The following is a 20,215-nucleotide window of genomic DNA, read 5'->3' on the forward strand; positions in this document are numbered from 1 at the left end:
AATGCGGAGATGAAGGATAACGTCATCAGTCGAAAAGGAAACGACTCAAGCGTCCAAAATATTTCCATAAATAACGGGAAGGATGAACTCGAGGTAATGCTACTATGAATAAAATGGTAAAAATCTTCCCCTTGATATTCCTAGTCTCATGTTCCTTCCTCCTTTCTTCATGCTCCACCGACACCAAGGATAACCAAGCACTCCTTGCGGCCACTGAAAAGGCCGCTAGCGAAAGAAGCATCGATTCCGGAACGTGATACTCACCCTCGCCAATGTGTACGGAGATGAATGGGATGAATACGTCTCGCTTTGCTCCGATGCACCACGCGATCGGGTAGCAAAGGCGCTCAGCGTACCAGAAAGTGATTTGCCAGAATTACAGCAGGATGATAATGCCCTGCTGCGCCTCGACGGCGCGAAAGTAGCCGCCGAGGTTCACCACAAGGAGGATTTCCTCCTGTGCAGCGGGATGAATGTCCCTGCCTACCGGCTCACAAGCGAAACCGTCTCCATCCGCGATGGAAGGCAGCTTGCCTCCCCCAACTCTCGCTGGTGGCTCAGCGGCTCCGATACGGAGCCGCTGCTCTAACCAGGTTATCCCTCGTGGGTGACCGTGCCGCGCAGCACGGTCGCGGCCACCTTGGTGTGGAACTCTATCCCGGCAAAGGGGGTATTCTCCGCCTTGGAGGCCAGCTCGCCCGGCTCCACCGTCCAGGGCCGATCCTCCGCCACCACGGTGAGGTTGGCCGGCTCGCCCACCGCCAAGGGGCGGCCATGACCGGGCAACTTGGTGATCTGCGCGGGCCGCTCGCTCATCACCTTAGCCACCCAGCGCCAGTCCGCCAGGCCCTCGCGCACGAAGATCTCCGCGATGATCGCCAGGGAGGTCTCCAGGCCCAGCATGCCCGGCAAGGCGTGGTCGAACTCGCAGCACTTGTTCACCGCGGCGTGCGGGGCATGGTCGGTGGCCACGCAGTCGAGCACGCCGTCGAGGAGCGCCTGGCGCAGGGCCACCACGTCGGAGTCCTCGCGCAGCGGCGGATTGACCTTGTTCACCGGGTCGTAGGTCTCCAGGCGGGCGTCGGTGAGCAGCAGGTGGTGCGGGGTAACCTCGGCGGAGACCTCGATGCCCTGCTCCTTAGCCCAGCGCAGCAGGCTCACGGTGCCCGCGGTGGAGGCGTGGCAGATGTGCACCCGCCCGCCGTAATCGCGGCTGAGCAGCAGGTCGCGGGCCACGATGGATTCCTCGGCGGCGCGCGGCCAGCCGCGCAGACCCAGGCGGGCGGCGGTGGGCCCCTCGTGGGCCACGGCGGCCTCGGTGAGCACGGGATCCTCGCAGTGCTGGGCCAGCAGGACGTCGTGCGCCCGGGAGTATTCCACGGCGCGGCGCATGAGCGCGGAGTTGTCCACGCAGGTGCCGTCGTCGGAGAACACGCGCACGCGGGACTCGGCCTGCGCCATCAGGCCCAGCTCCGCGAGCTCCTTGCCCTCGCGGTTCTTGGTGATCGCACCCACCGGGTGCACGTCGCACAGCCCGGCCTGCTGGCCCTTGGCCCACACGGCGTCTGCCAGCACCGGCTGATCGATCACGGGGGTGGTATTGGCCATGGTAAACACAGCGGTAAAGCCGCCGCGCGCGGCCGCCCGGGAGCCGGTGACGATGGTCTCCGCGTCCTCGCGGCCCGGCTCGCGGAAGTGCACGTGCATGTCCACCAGGCCGGGCAGCAGCACCCCGCCGCGGCCCTCAAGCACGCGGTCGGCGGCGGCCTCGCCGGCGTCGAGCGAGGAGATCGCGCCGTCTCGCACGAGGACGTTCACCGGCTCGCCCTCGCCGTAGGGCCGCACCTCGCGGATGAGCAGGCTGCCGCGCTCCGGGGGGTTGAGCGGGCCGGTGCTGGGGTAATCGGTTGCCATGAGTGTTGTCCTCCGTTGTGTTATTGACCCAGGATGGTGGCAAAGAGCACGGCCATGCGCACGTGCACGCCGTTGGTGACCTGCTGGAGCACCACGGTCCGCTCGGAATCGGCCACGTCGTAGCCGATCTCCATGCCGCGCAGCATGGGCCCGGGGTGCATCACCACCGCGCCCTCGGGCATCATGTCCATCCGGCGCGCGTCCAGGCCGTACATGGCGGCGTACTCGCGGGGCGAGGGGAAGAATCCGCCGCGCATGCGCTCGCTTTGCACCCGCAGCATCATCACTACGTCGGCATCGGTGATCTGCGCGTCGAGGTCGTAGGAGGTCTCCACCGGCCAGCCCTCCGCGCCGGGGGGCATGAGCGTGGGCGGGGCCACCAGCGTCACGCGGGCACCGAGCTTGGTGAGCAGCTCCACGTTGGAGCGCACCACGCGCGAATGCAGGCAGTCGCCCGCGATCACCACCTTGCGATCCTCCAGGGTGCCCAGGCGCTGGCGCATCGTCAGGGCGTCGAGGAGCGCCTGGGTAGGGTGGGCGTGCTGGCCGTCGCCGGCGTTAATCACGGCGGGCCCGGCACCGTCCGGGGACACCCACCGGGCCAGCTGCTCGGCCGCCCCGGAGCAGGGGTGGCGCATGACGATGGCGTCCGCGCCAATGGCCTTGAGGGTGAGGCCGGTATCGCGCAGCGACTCCCCCTTTTGCACCGAGGACGAGGACGCGGAGATGTTGATGGCGTCCGCGCTCAACCACTTGGCCGCGGCTTCGAAGGAGGAACGGGTGCGCGTGGAGTTCTCGTAAAAGAGGGTAAAGACCGTCTTGCCGCGCAGCGTGGGGAGCTTTTTGACCTCCCGCTCGGCGAGCAGCTTCTGGAAGTTATCGGCCTCATCCAGCAGGGAGGTGATCTCGCGTGCGCTTAAGTCCGCGATGCTCAGTAGGTGCTTCATTTTTTAGGCCCGCTCCCCCGCCTCGTCGGTATGCTCCGGTCGGCGCAGCAGCACCGCGTCCCGGCCGTCCACCTCGTCGAGGCGGACGTCGATATCCTCACTGAGCGCGGTGGGCACGCTCTTGCCCACGAAGTCCGCGCGGATGGGCAGCCTGCGGTGCCCGCGATCCACCAGCACCGCCAGCTTGACCGACTCCGGGCGGCCGAGATCGCGCAGCGCATCCAGGGCGGCGCGCACGGAACGCCCGAAGAAGAGCACGTCGTCTACCAAGACCACCATCGCGCCGTCGATGCCTTGGGCCGGAAGGGCGGTGCGCTGCAACGCCCGGTGTGGCCCCGTGGCGAGATCGTCGCGGTAGAGGGTGATGTCCACCGAACCCACCGGCACCACAACGCCCGAAAACTCCTCGATATACCGGGCCAGGCGGCGGGCCAGCGGCACGCCCCTGGTGGGAATGCCCAGCAGCACCACCTGCCGCCCCTCGGCCGATCCCAGCGCGGTCTTTTCAATGATCTGGTGCGCGATGCGCGCCACGGTGCGCTTGATGTCCGCTGCGCTTAACAGCTCGACCTCGTGTCCGTGCGTGCTCATCGTGACCTCCTTCCCCGCCTCTCTGTGCGGCTACTTAAAGGATGTCCTGGCAGCTTGCTTGCTGCCCTTACGCTAGCACAGCGCCCCTAGGACAGCGTGGCGTACATGATGGCCTTGATCGCGTGCAGACGATTTTCCGCCTCGTCGAAGACGCGGGAGCGCTCCCCCTCAAAGACCTCGTCGGTGACCTCCATCTCGGTGATCCCACAGCGCTCGGCGATCTGCGCGCTCACGGCGGTGTTTGCATCGTGATAGGCCGGCAGGCAGTGCAGGAAGATGGCGTTAGCCTCGGCGCGCTCCAGCAGCTCCCGGGTCACCCGGTAGGGCTCCAGCAGCGCGATCCGCTGCTCCCACAGCTGCGGGGACTCCTCCCCCATCGACACCCAGACGTCCGTGTACACCACGTGCGCACCGGCCACCGCCTCCTCCGGCTGATCGCTCAGCCGCACGCTGCCCCCACTAGTCCGAGCCAGTTGCCGACAGGTCTCCACCAGCCGAACCTCCGGCATCTGTTCGGCGGGACCGCAAGCCACAAAGTGCATGCCCATCGTGGCGCACAGCACCATCAAGGAGTTGGCCACGTTGTTGCGAGCATCGCCCATGAACACCACCTTGAGGCCGCGGGTGCCCTGCGGGAAGTTCTCCTCGATGGTCATCAGGTCCGCGATCATCTGAGTGGGATGAAACTGCGTGGTCAAACCGTTCCACACCGGCACCCCGGCGTGTTGCGCCAGCTCCTCGACGATCGACTGATCGAAGCCCCGGTATTCGATCCCGTCGAACATTCGGCCCAGCACCCGCGCGGTATCCTTGATGGACTCCTTCTTTCCCATCTGGGACGTGCCCGACTCCAGGTAGGTCACGCCCATACCCAGATCCATCGCGCCCACCTCAAAGGCGCACCGGGTGCGCGTGGAGGTCTTCTCGAAGAGCAGCACGATGTTCTTGCCCTCAAGGTGCCGGTGCGGGGTGCCCGTACGCTTGAGCGCCTTGAATTGCCGGGCGAGATCCACGAGGTAGCGTATCTCCTCCGCGCTGTAATCCAGAAGGGTAAGAAAATGACGGCCGCTGAGGCTCACGGGCATGATGCCCCCTTTCTGAAAGGGAAAGGTACAAGAATACTTAGTCAACCCCGGTCGCGCCGCCACCGGGGGCGATTTTACTCACTCACCGATACCACCCGGCGCGACTGCGCGTTGCGCTCGGTGCCGCCGCGCACATCGGTCTGCGGGACGTCGAGAAGCGCGCTGAGGGCGTCGGCCACCCACTGCACCAGTTCCTCGTCGCGCAGCCTGGGATCCGTGACCTTGGGCCCGGCCTTGGGGAAGGGCAGCTGGATCGCCTTGGCCGCCGCGCGGTAGGTGGCCCCCGGATAGAGCCGACGCAGCCGCACCTGCTTGGAATCCGGCAGCTCCACCGGGTGCACCTTGATCCTGGTGCCCTGCACCCCGACGTCGGTGATCCCCGCCTGCCGCGCCACATGACGCAGCCGCGCCACCGTGAGCAGCCGCGCCACCTCGCGAGGAATCTCGCCAAAACGATCCCGCATCTCCGCGCAGATGGCCCGCAGATCCTCCTCCGAGCCGGAGGCGGCGATCTTGCGATACACCTCCAGGCGCAGGCGCTCGGCGTTGATATAGGACTCCGGGATGTGGGCATCCACGGGCAGATCAATGCGGATCTCCTTGGGCCCCTTGTCCGTGGCGTCCAGCGGCTTCCCGCTGGCCAGGGCGCGGTAGGCGGCCACGGCCTCGCCCACCAGGCGCATGTAAAGATCAAAGCCCACCCCGGCGATGTGCCCGGACTGCTCCGCGCCCAGGACATTGCCCGCGCCGCGCATCTCCAGGTCCTTCATCGCCACCGCCATGCCGGCGCCCAGATCGTTGTTTTGCGCGATCGTGGACAGCCGGTCGTAGGAGGTCTCGGTGAGCGTGGCCCCGCGCGGATACAGAAAATAGGCGTAACCACGCTCGCGGGAACGCCCCACCCGGCCGCGCAGCTGATGCAGCTGTGATAGCCCCATGTGGTGCGCATTCTCCACGATGAGGGTGTTGGCATTGGCGATGTCCAGGCCCGTCTCCACGATGGTGGTACACACCAGGACGTCGTACTCGCGGTCCCAGAAGCCCTGCACCGTGCGTTCCAGGATCTCCTCGCTCATCTGCCCGTGCGCCACCACGATCCGCGCCTCGGGCACCAGCTCCCGCAGCTCCCGGGCCTTTTTCTCGATGTCGCGCACCTTGTTGTGAATATAAAACACCTGGCCGTCGCGCAGCAGCTCGCGCCTAATGGCCGCCGCCACCTGCTGGCTTTCCTCCGCGCCCACATAAGTGAGCACGGGGTGGCGATCCTCCGGCGGGGTCAGGATGGTGGACATCTCCCTGATCCCCGACATCGACATCTCCAGGGTGCGCGGAATCGGGGTGGCGGACATGGTGAGCACGTCCACGTGGCTGCGCAGCGCCTTGATGTGCTCCTTGTGCTCCACGCCGAAGCGCTGCTCCTCGTCCACCACGATAAGCCCCAGGTTCTTCCAGTTCACGCCGGTCTGCAGCAGCCGGTGTGTGCCCACTACCACGTCCACGGTGCCGTCCGCCAGGCCCGCAACGATCTCCCGCGCCTCGGCAGGAGGAGTAAAGCGCGACAACCCGCGGATGGTCACCGCGAACCCGTCCATGCGCTCCTCGAAGGTCTTGAGGTGCTGCTGGGCCAGCAGCGTGGTGGGCACCAGCACCGCCACCTGGCGGCCGTCTTGCACCGCCTTGAACGCCGCGCGCACCGCCACCTCGGTCTTGCCATAGCCGACATCGCCCACCACCACGCGATCCATCGGAGTGGAGCGCTCCATGTCCGCCTTGACGGCCTCGATCGCCGCCATCTGATCCTCGGTCTCCACGTAGGGGAAGTTGTCCTCCATCTCCCGCTGCCACGGCGAATCCGGAGCAAAGGCGTGCCCGGGGGCGGACTGGCGCTTGGCGTAGAGCTCCACCAGCTCGCCAGCGATCTCGCGCACCGCCGCGCGGGCCTTCTTCTTGGTGTTCTTCCAATCCGAACCGCCCATCTTGGACAAGCTGGGGGCCTCGCCGCCGGTGTACTTGCTCAACAGGTCGAGGGAATCCATCGGCACCCACAACTGATCCGCGGGTTGGCCGCGCTTGGACGCCGCGTATTCCAGCACTATGTACTCGCGCCTCGAGGTTTCATCGCCGGCCTTGATCGTGCGCTCCGCCATCTTGATGAAGCGCCCGATGCCGTGGGTTTCGTGCACCACATAATCGCCGGTCTTGAGCGCCAGCGGATCCACGCGATTGCGCCGCCGCGCCGGACGCCGCTTGGCACCGGCGATGTCCCCCACGCGGTTGCCCGTGAGATCCGTCTCGGTGAGTACCACCGCCCCGGAAAACACCAGGCCGGCGTGGCTTAGCGCCTGATACAGCGTGACCTCGCCCGCGCGCGGCTCCCATGACGGAGAGGCCACGTGGATGCGAATCCCCTGCTCCGCGAAGCGTTCCACCATGCGCTTGATCGCCCCGCGGGTGGGCGTGATGTAGGCTGCACGCCCCCCGCCATTGGTGTGGGCCAGCAGCAGGGACATCGTCTCCTCGATCTTGGACAGATCGCCGTGGGGAGCGGGGGCCGCCTCAAACTCCAGGGGCAGGGTGTCCTCTTCCGGCCCCTCCAGCATCCCGGGGGGGGAAAAGGTCCACCACGGCACCCCGGCCGACTGCGCCCCGGCGCGCAGGGACTCAAATGAGCGATAGGAACTCGCCGTGAGATCCAGCCCCGCCGCCGAGATCGGTGCCGCGCCTTGCGCCCCCATCGCCGCGGCCTCCCAACCGGCCTCCAAAAACTCCCTGTCCGTGACCTCCAGGTCCGCGATCCGGGAGCGGATCTTCTCCGGGGCCACCCACACCAGGTGGGTACCCCGGGGCGCGATATCCGGCAGCACCGCCAGCGGGGAGTCGCTGAGCACCGACATCAGCGCCTCCATGCCATCGGCGGGCTGAGAGGACGCGATCTTGCTCAGCAACTCCACCAAGGTAGGGTTGCCAGGATAGCGTCGGGCCAGCTCCTGTGCCCGCGCCGCCACCTGGGGGGTGATCGGCAGCTCACGGGCCGGATAGAGCTCCACCTGCGCTATCCGTCCCTCGGGCAGGGTGCGCTGATCCGCCACGGAAAACTGGCGCATCTCCGAAACCTCGTCGCCCCAAAACTCCACGCGCACCGGGTAATCCCCAGTGGTGGGAAAGACATCCAGGATGCCGCCGCGCACGGCGAACTGGCCTCGCTTGGCCACCATGTCCACGTGCTCGTAGGCCCGGAACACCAGCTGCTCGGTGAGCTTGCCCAAGTCGTGCTCGTCGCCCTCGCGCAGGCGCACGGCCTCGCGCCCTGGCACCTCCCGACAGAAGGGCTGGCTGATTGCACGGGCCGCGGCCACGATCACCCGGTAGCGGGCGCAGTTTTCTATCACCTCCGCGCGACGGCCCACGATGTCCACCCCGGGGCTGAGCCGTTCGTGCGGCAGGGTCTCCCAGGATGGGAACCACGCCACCTTATCGCCCAACATCGCGCGCAACTCGGCGCTGAGATCCTCGGCTTCGCGCCCCGTGGCCGTCACCACGATCACCGGCGCCTCGCGCGAGAGCGCCGCGACCGCCCAGGGGCGCACCTGATCCACGCCGGTGAGATGCAGTTCCCGCTCCCCCACGTGGGTAAGCATTCCCCGGATCTTTGGGTCCTCGCCCACCACCTTGAGTAGACCCGCCAAGGCCGGAGCCTGCACCGTATCGTGGTCTGCCACCGTGATTATTCCTTACCCTCTCAACAACATTCGCGTTCCCCGCCCACCGCGGGCACCACGCCCGACGGGCGCGACGAGACCTACCCAGTAGACCACACCCGGTGGACACCGAGCTTTGCAGACCCGACGCCCCGCGCTGGACAGCACGAGCAGCGGTTACGCGCGGCCCCAGGCCATGCGCTACAGTGTAAAAGCGCGCGACGCACTATGCCGCGCGATTCCCCATGGTGTAATCGGCAACACTACGGTTTTTGGTACCGTCATTCTAGGTTCGAGTCCTGGTGGGGAAGCATTCTGTCACACCCCAGGCCGCAGGGAAAATCCCTGCGGCCTGGGGTTTTCCATTTCTGGGCCGCGTGACGAGTACGGCGAAAACTGTCGCGCATGTCGTGGAATTGCACCCTAGGAACCACCAGGTCAGCCCACCTAGCCACGGCCCCGATTGGCACCGACGATGGCTGCTGGCACGCCGTCGGCACCCGAACAGAACCCGGCCACCGCCGCCACGTCCACCACCAGCGAGGGTGAGCCAATATGCGTTCTTTACAAGGCGACGAGCCGCCTCATTATAGATACCGGAGCGAGACAGGCTCCGGGACGGAGACGGCCCAAGCCACACCGCACCACCTACCTCATAAGGAGGCCGTCATGATTACCGTTCGCACCACCATGGATACCTCTCCCGGACGCGACACGCTGAAAGCCCACAAAAGCGGCTTTGGCCCACCAAGCTGGCTACCCACGGGAATCAGGTGACCCGCCGCACCGAGGCCATCGCCCGAATCATTGAGGTTAAGGGGACGGTCACTAACGCGGATCGTGAGGCTGTGGCTTAGGAGCAGTGGCAGGAGGCCGCCCGCCACACGGGGGTTCTAGGCTCGTAACGGAAAGCTCCACCCTGGCGAGGTGGGGCCATCATTTACTCCCCGGAGAGATCACCGCACAGCGTCTTCAACATCCGAAAAGTGGTAGTGAACTGGCGTTATATAGCCATCTGATGTTCTCACAGAAAAATTTCCTCATGACCGTTGCGTGCCTTGGCGGGCCGTGCAATAATGCGGGCGCTCCCAGAAGTTCTAGCCGAGAGGAGAAAGAACATGAGCAAGAGTCTCATCCAAAGACTTGTATCTATTGCTCTTGTCCCCACCCTTTCTTTCGCTACAGCAGAGGTAGCCCACGCTGACACGAAAGAGAAAAATGAAGCGGCCAGCGATGTCCCTCAAGTGACCGACGAAGATTTGGCTTTCGTGGATAGTTTCTTCGCTTATGTGGAAGCAATGCCTGACGACCTCGTCCAAAATGGCAGCAACGAAGAGATTGAAGCCTACCTTCAGGCCAACCAACCCGGCACCATTGAGGGCAGGTCGCCTATCCTCATGAACTACAACGCGTGGGAATGCGCTGGTGCTATCGCGCTCATCATCGGTGGAGCCGTTGTCCCCGTAGCGAAGGTGGTCAAACTTATTCGCCTCATCAAGGGCGCAGATGGAGCCCAGAAAGTTACCCGCGCCATTGAAGAGGCCGGGGGAATCAAAGAGATTCTTCGGACTGGAGGCACAAGCATTAAGGCTCAAGACATGAAGGCAGCCCTCCTAGAGATCGCCGAGGAACTTTCCGGTATTGGCCTCGCAGCCGAGAAGCGCTAAGGCTTGAAAATGGAAAAAGTAACCACCTATATCTCTATAGCATTTTCCATTCTTTCTATAATTGCCTTCATATTCCAGTGGAATTTCCCTATGGTTAGCCTACTATTTCTGGCGGTAGCGGTAATTTTCTCATCTATCGGGAGGCTGGCCACAAAGTAGCCCAATTGGCTATCTTTGACTGCGATCTTCCAGCCATCGAAGATAGCCCATGCCTTACACGGTGCATGAGCCACTTTTCCTTGCGCCACACGGATCACCGAGCGCAGGATCACGATATATCCCGCCGCCACAGCCTTCTTACCAGTCAGGCGGGAGGCTTCCTCCATACGGGCAATGTGCCGCTTGAGGCGATCCCGCTCCGCTTTCTAGCACCCGCAGGCGCTCGCGGAGTTTCTCGTTATCATCCCGGTAGCGCTTGAGTTTATCCAAGCCCTTCACGAACGCCTGGCACTGACTGGCCACGGTCTCCCTACAGAAAGAGCGACGCTGCCACAACACCACCACCAACCCCGACGCCGCACCGACCACGACGATAACCTCCCCTCAGCAAACATCACCCCCACCGCCTTATCCCATGACAGGTGCGGGGTCACCGCGCCCCAATGCCCACCGGGAAAGCCGCCCGCCCCTGCCCCAGCAAACACCCCAGAGCTCGTTCAACAAGCCTCGACGCCATGGCACCCACATCGACACCCACTACTCCAACTCCACTCAGGTTAAGGCCGCTGGTGCCGCGCCACTCTACGCCAGGAGTCCCGACCACAGCAGCCGACTCGACCATGACGGCGCAGCCTGCGAAAACTAGACCTCCGAAGAAATCCCCATGAACAAACCCTGCCCAGTAATGCGATAGGGGTACCCCATAGGCGTATCCCCTTCCACTAATTGATACCTATTAACCCATAAGTAGTAAACCTTTTAACATACGCTACACTGCACGTAGACCTAGGAACTAGGCTGTACCCGTGCAGAGAGGAAAGCGTATTACTAAGCGCATAGGGCAGCGTATCGCCACCCTCACGCTCGCCATCACGATCCCTTTCACTGGACTCAACATCGCACACGCCAGCACAGATGAGGCCATCAGTCCCGCTGCTGTTGGCGAAAAATTTTCCATCACCTCTGAGGAGCTAAGTGAACTCAACCAGCTCCGCAAAATGGATGGGGACGCCCCCATCGATGCATCGGCAAAGTTTCTCACCCTCTCCGAGGACTACCAGCTCAAAGCCTACGATGCTGATGGCGCCCCCATCGCGGTTGAAGATTCACCCGTAAAGGCGGAATCAGACTGCCCCACCATCGTCACGTACGATTCTGCCGTGCAAAACACTGCCCAGTTCCTCACCGGCTGCGCGGGAGGAGTGATTGGATACGACAAAATCCTCCAAGTTCTAGAAGGCCGAGCCGGAAAAACGCTCTCGTAAAGTTCCTAGCCGGCAAGGTGGGCTGGGGTCTTGCCATCTCCTGTGTGGGATCGGGCGTCTCCACCGCTCTGGGAGTAAAATGTTCCTCTTGGTCGTGATCATTGTTGCCATTGCAAACACGGTGCATCCTGTATTCTGGGCAGACCAGCCAGGATCTCTGCAGGCCATTACTCAGGGAATCGTTGCAGGGTTAATTATCGCATCAGTGGCGACTGCTGATGGCCGTAAAATTTGGGCTCGGATTTCTCGACTCATCCCTCGACAAGAGTAGTCTTTATAGCCCAAAAAGGGATTGCGGGACAGTTCCCACAATCCCTTTTAATTACTTATTTTCTAGTACCGATGCTCATAGGCCAAGCAAAACGCCCCTGCAGTCCATCACTACCGCGGGGCCGGATAATTTCTCACTTTTATGCAGTTAAAATCGTTTTTCAGATCGAACGCGGCTAGGTTCGAGCCCTGGTGCGGAAGCCGATCGGGGGATTCGTCTCACTTCATCTGTTATACGGCCTCCCTACGCGCTACCCCGTGTTACCGTGGCGGTATCTACGGAAATCTACCCGGAGGACACCATGAAATACCGAGTTCTTGTCGCCACCCTTCCTCTTCTCCCACTGGCGCTCACGGCCTGCTCCACCGCGGAGGAGGACGCCCAGGCGGCCGAGACCGCATCGAGCGCCACCCCCACCAGCTCCGCGCTGCCCACCAGCGACCGCACCGCTGGCCCCGCCATCGAGATCAACCTCGACGGCGATCTCAAGCCGGGAGCAGAACTGACCGTCTCCACCCCCTGCACCGAGGAGGACACCTCCGCCACGGCCGTGGCCTCCTTCGGCGGGAGCACCACACTGCACCGTCAGGGCGATACCGGCCCCTTCGTGGGCACATTCACCGCCCCCATCAATATCGACCCCGGGCCCAATGGCGGCCCGCACATCATCACCGTAACCTGCGATAGCGGCGCTAACAGCACCATCGCCATTCCCAGCGCGGGCAACGGGGACACCAAGGCACAGGACGATCCGCACCAGAGCTAGAAGTTGAGCCCACGCCCCGCCAAAGAGGGCGCGGGCGATCTTTGTCTCGCCGAGTACCAGAAGCACCCCGGGCACACTATCCCTTTTCCCTCCGCCGCGTATTTCTCGGGCACCCCGCGCGGCTTAATCGGCGCTAAAAAGTCCCCCCCAGACCAAAAACTCACAGCATACATACAGGAATATTTTTACCCGGCCCGATTATCTCACTCACACCTCCACCCAAAAGCACCACGGGCCATTCCAATGCGTCCATCCCCCCTCTGCACCAGGAGTTAATCCGGCCGCACACCCCACCCGACACCGGAACCTCAACCGCCCCAGGGAACAATCGGATACCCAACCCTGCGTCACCGCGCTGCCAAGATCGCCAGGCAACCAGGCGGATATTGCCATTATGTACGCTTTCCACCACACAGCGCCGCGAGCGGGGGTACCGGCCCTCGCCTTCGGTGTGCGCCACACAGGCAAAACAATAAACATAATGCTCTGTTTTCAGCACTCTCGACCAGTAAAGACACCGCTATGCCCATCACTCCCTTGCCAGAGCACATCGCCTTCGTCCGCGCCCACTCCCCCTTCTACCGCCAGCTCTACCGGAACCTGCCCAAGCGCCCGAAGTGGGAGGAGTTGCCGGTGGTCGATCCGTCGTCGTTCTGGCGGGCCAATCACCCGGCGCGTAATACGGTGCTCACCGCGCCCGCCTCGGACGCCCTGGTGCTGCGCAGCGGCGGCACCACGGGCGCACCGAAGTTTTCCTGGTGGTCGGCCCAAGAGTGGCGGGATTTCTGCCACGCCTTCGGCCACGGGCTCGTCGATGCCGGGCTTGCCCCCGGGGCACGGGTGGCCAATCTCTTCTACGCCGGCGATCTCTACGCCAGCTTCACCTTCATCCTCGATTCCCTGGCACACTGTCCCATCGCCACCACTCGCTTTCCCTTTGGAGGAGGGCTAAGCCCCGAGCGCCTGGCGCACGCGCTCGGTGAGTTCCGCATCACCACCATCGCCGCACTGCCCAGTACCGTCATCACCGTGGCCGAGCACCTGGTGAACATGGGCGATACCCTGCCGGAGGTGGAGTTGATCCTCGTGGGCGGGGAGCTGCTTTTTGGCGATCGCCGTCCGCTGCTGCGCGCGGCCTTCCCGCACGCCCGCGTCCAGTCCGTAGGATACGCCAGCGTCGATGCCGGGCTGTTGGGTCGGCCGGTGCGCGGGGATGATCTGCGCAAACACCAAGGCTGGCATCCCTATACTCGCACCGAGATCCTGGATGAGTCCGGCTGCCCCATCACGCAGCCGGGGGTGCCGGGCACGCTGGTGGTTACCGATCTGCGGCGTCACCTCATGCCCATCGTGCGCTACCCCGCCGGAGACCGGGCGCAGTGGGTGGATCACGAGGCCGGGGTCTTCCGGCTGATGGGTCGTGCGGGCGACGCCCTGCGAATCGCCTACGTGACGATGCACGTCGAAGACGTCCACGCTGCGGTCGCCACCGTGGACACCGACCACGAGATCGCCGCGCTGCAACTGGTCGCGGTGCATCGTCGCGGCCTCGACGGCCTGGTGCTGCGGGCCGCCACGGCCCACCCTGATTCCCCACGCGCCACCGCACTGGCCCACGCGATCGTCGAAGCGGTGCTGCGCGCCCGACCCGCCTACTCCGAGGCCACCGAGCATCGTCAGGTTTTGCCCCTGGAGGTGGAGTGGGTGCACCACCGCGACCTGGCCACGCATCCCCGATCTGGCAAGCTGCTGCGGGTGATCGATCAAAGGCCGCTGGCATGAGCGCGCCCGTGGTTGTGCGCAATAGGGGCTTCGCGGCGGTGTGGGCGGGGCAGTTTCTCACCCAGGCCGCCGCGCGCGTCTTTCAAGTGGGCATCGTGTGGTGGCTGGTGGGGATCGCCGGCGGCCACCACGTCGGCCGCCAGTCCGGCCTCGTGCTGATGTGTGCCACCGTTCCCGCCGTGGCCCTGGTGCCGCTGGTCGCTCGCCTCATCGCGCGGCACGATCACCGCCGCCTGCTGACCGGGACGGCAGCCTTGGCGGGCGCCCTGGCCGGGACGGCCGCGTCGGTGAGCCACGCATGGCCGCTGCCCATAGGCGCGCTGTGTGCCCTGGCCCTGCTTCTGGCCTGTTGCCAGGCGGTATTCGATCCCTGCCTGAGTACCTCCATCCCGGAGTTGGTGGCCGACGAGGACATCGAATCCGCCACCGGCTTCCAGCTGGCCACCCAGTCCGTCGCCGGTCTCACCGGGGGCTTCCTGGGGCCGCTGGTGGTGGAAACCACCGGCGCGACGGGGTTGCTCTGTTGTTGCGCCACGGCCTATTTAACGGCCGCCGCGCTCATCGCTGCCACCGGTTTTGCTCACCGCGCCCCCTCGGCACCGACCCCCGTACACCCCGCCCCCAGCCGTCACGTGCTGCGGCGTCTGCCCTCGGTGCGGAGAATGCTGCTGTGTTTTACCGCAGCGAATTTCTTTAGCACCGCCGTCTTTGTGCTCGACCCGCTCTTTGTGCGCGGCACCCTCCGGGGCGGCGGTACCACCGTTTCTGCCTTCGAGGCGGCCCTGGGTGCGGGCACCATTGCGGGTGCCGCCCTGGGTTCCAGGGTTGGTCTGCGGTTGGCCACGGTGGGCGGCGGAGGCCTGGCGATAGCCGCCGTGGGCTTCGCCGCTCCCGGTCTCCTGCCCCACCCGGGGGTGGCCGCCGCGGGCCTGGTGGCGGCCGGGGTGTGCATCGGGGCGATCGGGGTGCGGTTTATGTCCTGTTTCCAGCGGAAAGTCCCTCCCCAGGACAAGCCCGCGTTCTTCGCCGCGATGCAGGCCCTCATCAGCGCCACGCTGCCGGTGTCCTCGCTCGTCTTCGGCGCGCTGGGAGACGTGGTTGCGGTGCGCCTGCTGTTGGTGGCCCAGGGCGCGGGGCTGCTTCCGGTGGCCGGCGCCACCTGGGTGGCCGCCACCCGCCTAGACACAGAGGAGCGGTCATGATCCCCACCGTGGCGGACGCCCCGGGCCTGATTGCGCTCTTCCACGAGGTTTACGGGGAGCACTACCCGCTGCCCCTGGGCCGGGATCTCGCGGAAACCCAGCGCCTGCTCGCATCGCCGTCCACCCACTGGCGCATCGTGCGCGACCACGACGGTTCTCCCATCGCCTCCGCAGTGGTCATCGCGGATACCGCCCTGCGGGTGGGGCTGCTCGGCGGCATTGTCGTCCACCCAGAGCACGGCGGCCGCGGCCTGGCGCACCGCGTGACCGCCGCAGCCTGCACCGCGGCCTTCGGCAGCGGCACCCTTGATTCCGCCTATTCCACCGTGCGGCTGCACTCCCCGGGGCCGCAGCGGGTGGTACTGCGGCAGGGTTTCTACCCCACCGGGGTACTGCCGGGTGCCGCGATGCTGACCGAGCGCGAAAGCCTGGGGTTTTTGTGCGCCACGCCCCGGGGACGCTGGGGCGTAGATCGACGCCACCGGCGCTGCCCGTCGGGGCAGAGGAACTCTATCGGCGCGCCCTGCGCAGCGCGAACATCACCGACGCCCGCCCGCCGGAGGTACTATCGGACGGCCCCGCGCCGATGCCCGCGGCCGCGGCCGTCTCGCTGCGACAGGTCAGCACCCACCGCTACGTCGCCACGACCGCAGACTCCACGGTGCGCCTGGGCCTCGACATTCACCCGGCGCTCGGCGGGGCGCGATTGCGCGATGTATGGCCAAAACCTGGCGCACTGCCAAGGATCGCCCCAACCCTGTACACGCAGCTGCGCCGCCGCGGCATCGCCTACGTAGAAGCCGCCGTGGCGCTCTACGACGCACGCGACGCCACTACCGCAGCGGCCTATGTGGACGCAGGGATGAGGCCGGTGGCGTACTATCCCGCCGCCAGGGCCCGCGCGGGCTGCCTGCACGACCTGATGATCCTCGCCCACAGCGCGGACACCGCCGCCCTTCTCCCCGTCAAGGAACTCACCGTCAAGGAAGCAGTATGACCCCCTCCTACCTCGGACCCCTGACCGTACCCGATCCCCAGGCACTGCCCCACCTGCAACGCCTGTGCGACCTGCGCGACCCCTATGACCTCACCTCGCAGGCCCGGCGTCTCTTCGACCTGGCCCTGGCGGAAACCCACGCCTGGCACCGGCACCGCAACGATTTCTGGCGCTCCGTGGCAAACGCCGAGGACACACCCTCCCCGTTGATCCCGGCGGCCTTTTTCAAGCGGCACGAAACCCTCTCCGTGCCGCGCGAGGAGATCTCCTTGCACCTGACCTCCTCGGGCACCAGCGGGCAGAAATCCCAGATGTTCTTCGACGCCTGGTCCATCGGGGTAGCCCAGCGCATGGTGGCCTGCATCTTCGACCATTACGGCTGGTACACCCCGCGCATAGAGGCCGATTACCTGCTTCTTAGCTACGAGCCCCAGCGTGATCTACGGGTGGGCACCTCCTTTACCAACACCTACCTGTGCGACTTCGCCCCCGCCCACCGGATCACCTACGCGCTGCGCTGCACCGCTGCGCGGGCGGCAGCGAGCCAAGGCCCGCGCCACGAGTTCGACCCCTTCGGCGCGATTGCCGCCATCGAGCGGGCCGCCGCGGACGGCATTGCTCTGCGGATCTTCGGCTTCCCCGCCTTCCTCGCCGCGATCCTGCACCGCCTGGAGGCCCTGGGGCGCGGGCCTCTGCGCCTGGCCCCCGACTCCCTGGTATTCCTCGGCGGCGGGTGGAAGAACCACACGGACAAGCAGATTCCCAAAGAAGAGCTGCGCGCCCTGATCTCCCGCACGCTGGGCATCCCCCCGGAACGCATCCGGGATAGCTTCGGCTCCGTGGAACACTGCGTACCCATAGTCGAGTGCGCCCGCCATCGCCTGCACCTGCCGGTATGGTCGCGCGCCACGATCCGCGACGTGGCCACCCTGGCCCCGCTGCCGCACGGTCAGCGCGGCTTTTTGCACCTAGTCAGCCCGTACATCACCTCCGTTCCGGCGCACAGCGTGCTCATGGGGGATATCGCCAGCGCCCACCCCGCCGAGGAATGCGACTGCGGGGCGCAGACCGAATGGATCGTCCTGCACGGACGCGCCGGGTTAAGCCGCAACCGCAGCTGCGCCATCGCCGCCGCCGAACTACTGAAAGGACGCTCATGATGCACCTTTGGCAAGGAGAAATCCTCGATGACACCCAGGCCCGCGTGCGGTTGGCGGATCTGGGTGCGCTCGCCCAGCGCGAACTGGCCGCCCCGCTGCCGCCTTCCGTAGTGCTCGATGCCTGCGCGGCCCTCGGCGCGCAGATCGCCGACGCCTCCTCCCCACTGCGCGCCCGCCTGGGTTTCCTCGAGCCCACCACGATCGAGGCCCTGGCGGCGTCGCTCTCGCGCGACACCCTGGAGGGCCGCCTACTGCGGGAGCTGGGAGATCGCGTCGATCCCTTCCGGCTGCGCCGCCCCGATGCCCACCACCCCGTCTACGAGGCCTGGGCGCCCCTCGGGGTGCTCGTCCACGTGGCTCCCGGCAACGCCCCCGCCGCGGGCGCGCTCAGCGTGGTAGAGGGCCTACTCACCGGGAACATGAACGTGCTCAAGACCGCCAGCGGGCACCACGAGGCCTCCGTGACCCTGCTCTCGGCGCTGGCTGAGGCCGACCCCACCGGTATACTCGCCCAGCGCATCATCGTCCTTTCTTTTTCCTCCCGCCGGCAAGACTGGTGGGAGGCGCTGTGTCCACACGCCGACGGCCTGGCGGTGTGGGGCGGCGAGGAGGCCGTGTCCTCGCTCAGCGCCCTGGCCCCGCCCGGCTGCCGGGTGGTGGCCTGGGGCCATCGCCTCTCCTTTGCCTATCTCACCGAGGAGGCCGCCCGCGATGCGGGCACGCTGGCTGCGGTGGCGGCGGATGCCTGCGCCCTCGACCAGCAGGCGTGTTCCAGCCCGCAGGTGGTCTACCTGGACACCGAGGACTTCGCTAAGGTCACGGCACTGGCCGAGGATCTGGCCGACCACCTGGCGGCCCGCCCCGCGCCGTGGCTGGCCGATCCCGCCCCCGGCGCGGGCCCCTCCGAGGCCGAATGGGCCGAGATCGCCACCGTGCAGCGGGTGGCGGAACTGGAAGAACACCTGGGGCTGACCCGGGTGTATGCCGATCCGCGCGGGGGCTGGCGGGTGCTGGCGGATCGTCGCCCGGCGCTGAGCGCCTCGCCCCTCTACCGCAGCCTGTGGATCAAGCCGCTGCCTCGGGGGCGCATCGGGGAGGTACTGCGCCCCCTGCGCCGCTACCTGCAAACCGCCGCGGTGGCCGGTACGCCCGCCGAGGTCGCGGAGCTTTCGCGGCGCCTCATCACCGCCGGGGTCACCCGCATAACCTCCTGCGGCCACATGATTGACGGCTACCCCAGCGAGCCGCACGATGGCCTCTACCCCCTCCAGCGCTATGCGCGGCGGGTCTCGGTGCGCCGCACCGAGGAGGACTACCGCCACCTGGCCGCCCTCGATGACCTCCTGCCGCAGCCTGAGCCGATACGCCCGTCCGGCCTACCCCTCATCGGCAAGGCCGAGGTGCAGCGGGCGCTGGCCCACCTGCCCCGCGAGGCCGCGCAGCTGTCCTTCCAGTCCGGAGGCAGCTCGGGGGCACCCGCGCTATCGGCCTACACCTACCGGGACTACACCGATCAGATGCGCGCGGTGGCCGACGGCCTGCTGGCAGCCGGTTTCGAGCCCGCCACCGAGCGAGTAGCCAACCTCTTCGTGGGCGGCAACATGTACGGCGGCTTCCTGAGCTTTTTCACCAGCCTCGAACACCTGGGCGCGGCGCAGCTGCCCATCGGCGTTCCCGCCAACCCGGACTATGCTCTCATCGCCGACCTCGTGATCCGTCACCGCGCCACCACACTGTTCGGCATGCCCTCCCACCTGTGGCGGTTGCTTCACGAGCAGCGCGAGGCATTCCTCGCCTACGGCGGCATCCGCTCCCTCTACTACGGCGGCGAACATTTCCACCCCGCCCAGCGGGCGGTGCTGCGCGAGGACTTCGGCATCACCACCATCCGCTCGGCCACCTACGGCAGCACCGACCTCGGTCCCCTGGGCTATCAGTGCCTGCACTGCACCGGCTCCGTGCACCACCTGCATTCCAGCCTCATCGACGCCGAGATCATCGACCTCGACCACGACCGTCCCGCGGCCCCCGGCGAGGTGGGGCGAATCGTACTGACCTCCCTGCTACGCACCGGCCAGCATCTCCGCCGCTACGAGATCGGGGACCTCGGCCGCCTGCTGCCCGGACGGTGCGCCTGCGGCAGCCTGCTACCGCGCGTGGAGCTCCTGGGACGCTACGGGGACGTCATCCGCGTGGGCAGCCGTTCCTTCCACTACCAGACCTTTGTGGACGCGCTGGCCACGCACGCCGACTATGCCGGTGACGTGCAGGTGCGCGTGGACTGGCACCGCGACCGCGAGCGTCTCACCGTGCTCATCGACCCCACCGCCGCCCACAGCTGCGACGCCACCACCGCGCGGGCCGCCCTGGGCCGGGGCGTGGCTCACCTCGACCTCGCCTGCACGGAGGGTCTGATGAGCGTGGCGGCCCGCGCCATCGCGCCCGAGGAATTCACCCGCGCGGCCTCCAGCGGGAAGATCGTGCGGGTGGTGGATATGCGGGGGTGAGGGGAAGAAGTGGAGGTGGGGCGGTACACAAAAGGAAGGTCTAAATCAATTTCAAGTTCTCCTTCAATCAACGTGGTAGACATCAGCGGGGTTCTTGATCCCGGGCAGGTCATCGAGCCGCTGCTTATCGCGGTCACAGTATCCCTGCTGGCGGGGACGATCTATGCACGCATGCCGCCCGCGCGGCGCACCCTCGCGTGGACG

At 65.9% G+C, this 20,215-nt stretch carries 16 protein-coding genes and 1 pseudogene; 11 read left to right on the forward strand and 6 right to left on the reverse strand.

Annotated features, from left to right (window positions below):
• The first annotated feature begins 253 nt into the window (after positions 1 to 253).
• A complete protein-coding gene (locus tag H7347_RS09385; protein WP_152823252.1) occupies positions 254 to 589 on the forward strand; it encodes a hypothetical protein in 336 nt (111 codons plus the stop codon).
• A 5-nt stretch (positions 590 to 594) separates the two neighbouring features.
• Here the strand turns inward: H7347_RS09385 and H7347_RS09390 are convergent, their stop codons facing one another.
• From H7347_RS09390 to mfd, 5 genes are all read right to left on the reverse strand, one after another.
• Positions 595 to 1,914, reverse strand: a complete 1,320-nt coding sequence (locus tag H7347_RS09390; RefSeq protein WP_152823253.1) for a dihydroorotase — start codon at positions 1,912 to 1,914, stop codon at positions 595 to 597.
• A gap of 20 nt (positions 1,915 to 1,934) precedes the next feature.
• Positions 1,935 to 2,861 (reverse strand): aspartate carbamoyltransferase catalytic subunit, encoded by a 927-nt coding sequence (locus H7347_RS09395; protein ID WP_152823254.1) that lies wholly within the window; start codon positions 2,859 to 2,861, stop codon positions 1,935 to 1,937.
• Positions 2,862 to 2,864: 3 nt separating this feature from the next.
• Positions 2,865 to 3,452: a bifunctional pyr operon transcriptional regulator/uracil phosphoribosyltransferase PyrR gene (gene pyrR / locus H7347_RS09400; protein WP_152823255.1), complete on the reverse strand. Its 588-nt coding sequence runs from the start codon at positions 3,450 to 3,452 to the stop codon at positions 2,865 to 2,867.
• Positions 3,453 to 3,538: 86 nt separating this feature from the next.
• A complete protein-coding gene (gene argF / locus H7347_RS09405) occupies positions 3,539 to 4,537 on the reverse strand; it encodes an ornithine carbamoyltransferase (protein WP_152823256.1) in 999 nt (332 codons plus the stop codon).
• Between the two features lie 74 nt (positions 4,538 to 4,611).
• Positions 4,612 to 8,175 (reverse strand): transcription-repair coupling factor, encoded by a 3,564-nt coding sequence (gene mfd, locus H7347_RS09410; protein ID WP_152823287.1) that lies wholly within the window; start codon positions 8,173 to 8,175, stop codon positions 4,612 to 4,614.
• A gap of 1,178 nt (positions 8,176 to 9,353) precedes the next feature.
• On the opposite strand from mfd, the gene H7347_RS09415 reads away from it, so the two are divergent.
• The gene (locus H7347_RS09415) at positions 9,354 to 9,902 is read left to right on the forward strand and encodes a hypothetical protein (protein ID WP_152823257.1); all 549 of its coding nucleotides are present in this window, start codon (positions 9,354 to 9,356) and stop codon (positions 9,900 to 9,902) included.
• Positions 9,903 to 9,928: 26 nt separating this feature from the next.
• Here the strand turns inward: H7347_RS09415 and H7347_RS09420 are convergent, their stop codons facing one another.
• Positions 9,929 to 10,228, reverse strand: coding sequence for a hypothetical protein (locus H7347_RS09420; protein WP_152823258.1), 300 nt, complete (start codon positions 10,226 to 10,228; stop codon positions 9,929 to 9,931).
• Positions 10,229 to 10,476: 248 nt separating this feature from the next.
• Here H7347_RS09420 and H7347_RS11020 point away from each other — a divergent pair, with 248 nt between their 5' ends.
• From H7347_RS11020 to H7347_RS09455, 9 genes and pseudogenes are all read left to right on the forward strand, one after another.
• Positions 10,477 to 10,707, forward strand: a complete 231-nt coding sequence (locus H7347_RS11020; protein WP_370513958.1) for an excalibur calcium-binding domain-containing protein — start codon at positions 10,477 to 10,479, stop codon at positions 10,705 to 10,707.
• A 160-nt stretch (positions 10,708 to 10,867) separates the two neighbouring features.
• Complete coding sequence (locus tag H7347_RS09425; protein ID WP_152823259.1) at positions 10,868 to 11,326, forward strand: hypothetical protein; 459 nt, start codon at positions 10,868 to 10,870, stop codon at positions 11,324 to 11,326.
• Positions 11,327 to 11,862: 536 nt separating this feature from the next.
• Positions 11,863 to 12,363, forward strand: coding sequence for a hypothetical protein (locus H7347_RS09430; protein WP_152823260.1), 501 nt, complete (start codon positions 11,863 to 11,865; stop codon positions 12,361 to 12,363).
• Positions 12,364 to 12,885: 522 nt separating this feature from the next.
• The gene (locus H7347_RS09435) at positions 12,886 to 14,145 is read left to right on the forward strand and encodes a phenylacetate--CoA ligase family protein (protein WP_152823261.1); all 1,260 of its coding nucleotides are present in this window, start codon (positions 12,886 to 12,888) and stop codon (positions 14,143 to 14,145) included.
• On the forward strand, positions 14,142 to 15,347 hold the full coding sequence (locus H7347_RS09440; protein WP_152823262.1) for an MFS transporter: 1,206 nt from the start codon (positions 14,142 to 14,144) through the stop codon (positions 15,345 to 15,347). Before H7347_RS09435 ends, H7347_RS09440 begins: the two co-directional genes overlap by 4 nt.
• A pseudogene (locus H7347_RS11025) lies at positions 15,344 to 15,712 on the forward strand (GNAT family N-acetyltransferase); the annotation flags it as partial. The gene H7347_RS09440 and the pseudogene H7347_RS11025, both read left to right, overlap by 4 nt.
• Positions 15,713 to 15,786: 74 nt before the next feature.
• Positions 15,787 to 16,344 (forward strand): hypothetical protein, encoded by a 558-nt coding sequence (locus H7347_RS09445; RefSeq protein WP_152823263.1) that lies wholly within the window; start codon positions 15,787 to 15,789, stop codon positions 16,342 to 16,344.
• Positions 16,341 to 17,504, forward strand: a complete 1,164-nt coding sequence (locus H7347_RS09450; RefSeq protein WP_152823264.1) for an acyl-protein synthase — start codon at positions 16,341 to 16,343, stop codon at positions 17,502 to 17,504. The genes H7347_RS09445 and H7347_RS09450 overlap by 4 nt, the downstream gene beginning before the upstream one ends.
• On the forward strand, positions 17,501 to 20,011 hold the full coding sequence (locus H7347_RS09455; protein WP_152823265.1) for an acyl-CoA reductase: 2,511 nt from the start codon (positions 17,501 to 17,503) through the stop codon (positions 20,009 to 20,011). The genes H7347_RS09450 and H7347_RS09455 overlap by 4 nt, the downstream gene beginning before the upstream one ends.
• Positions 20,012 to 20,215 lie beyond the last annotated feature (204 nt).

It is taken from the genome of Corynebacterium sp. zg-331 (genome assembly GCF_014267345.1).
Classification (GTDB): domain Bacteria; phylum Actinomycetota; class Actinomycetes; order Mycobacteriales; family Mycobacteriaceae; genus Corynebacterium.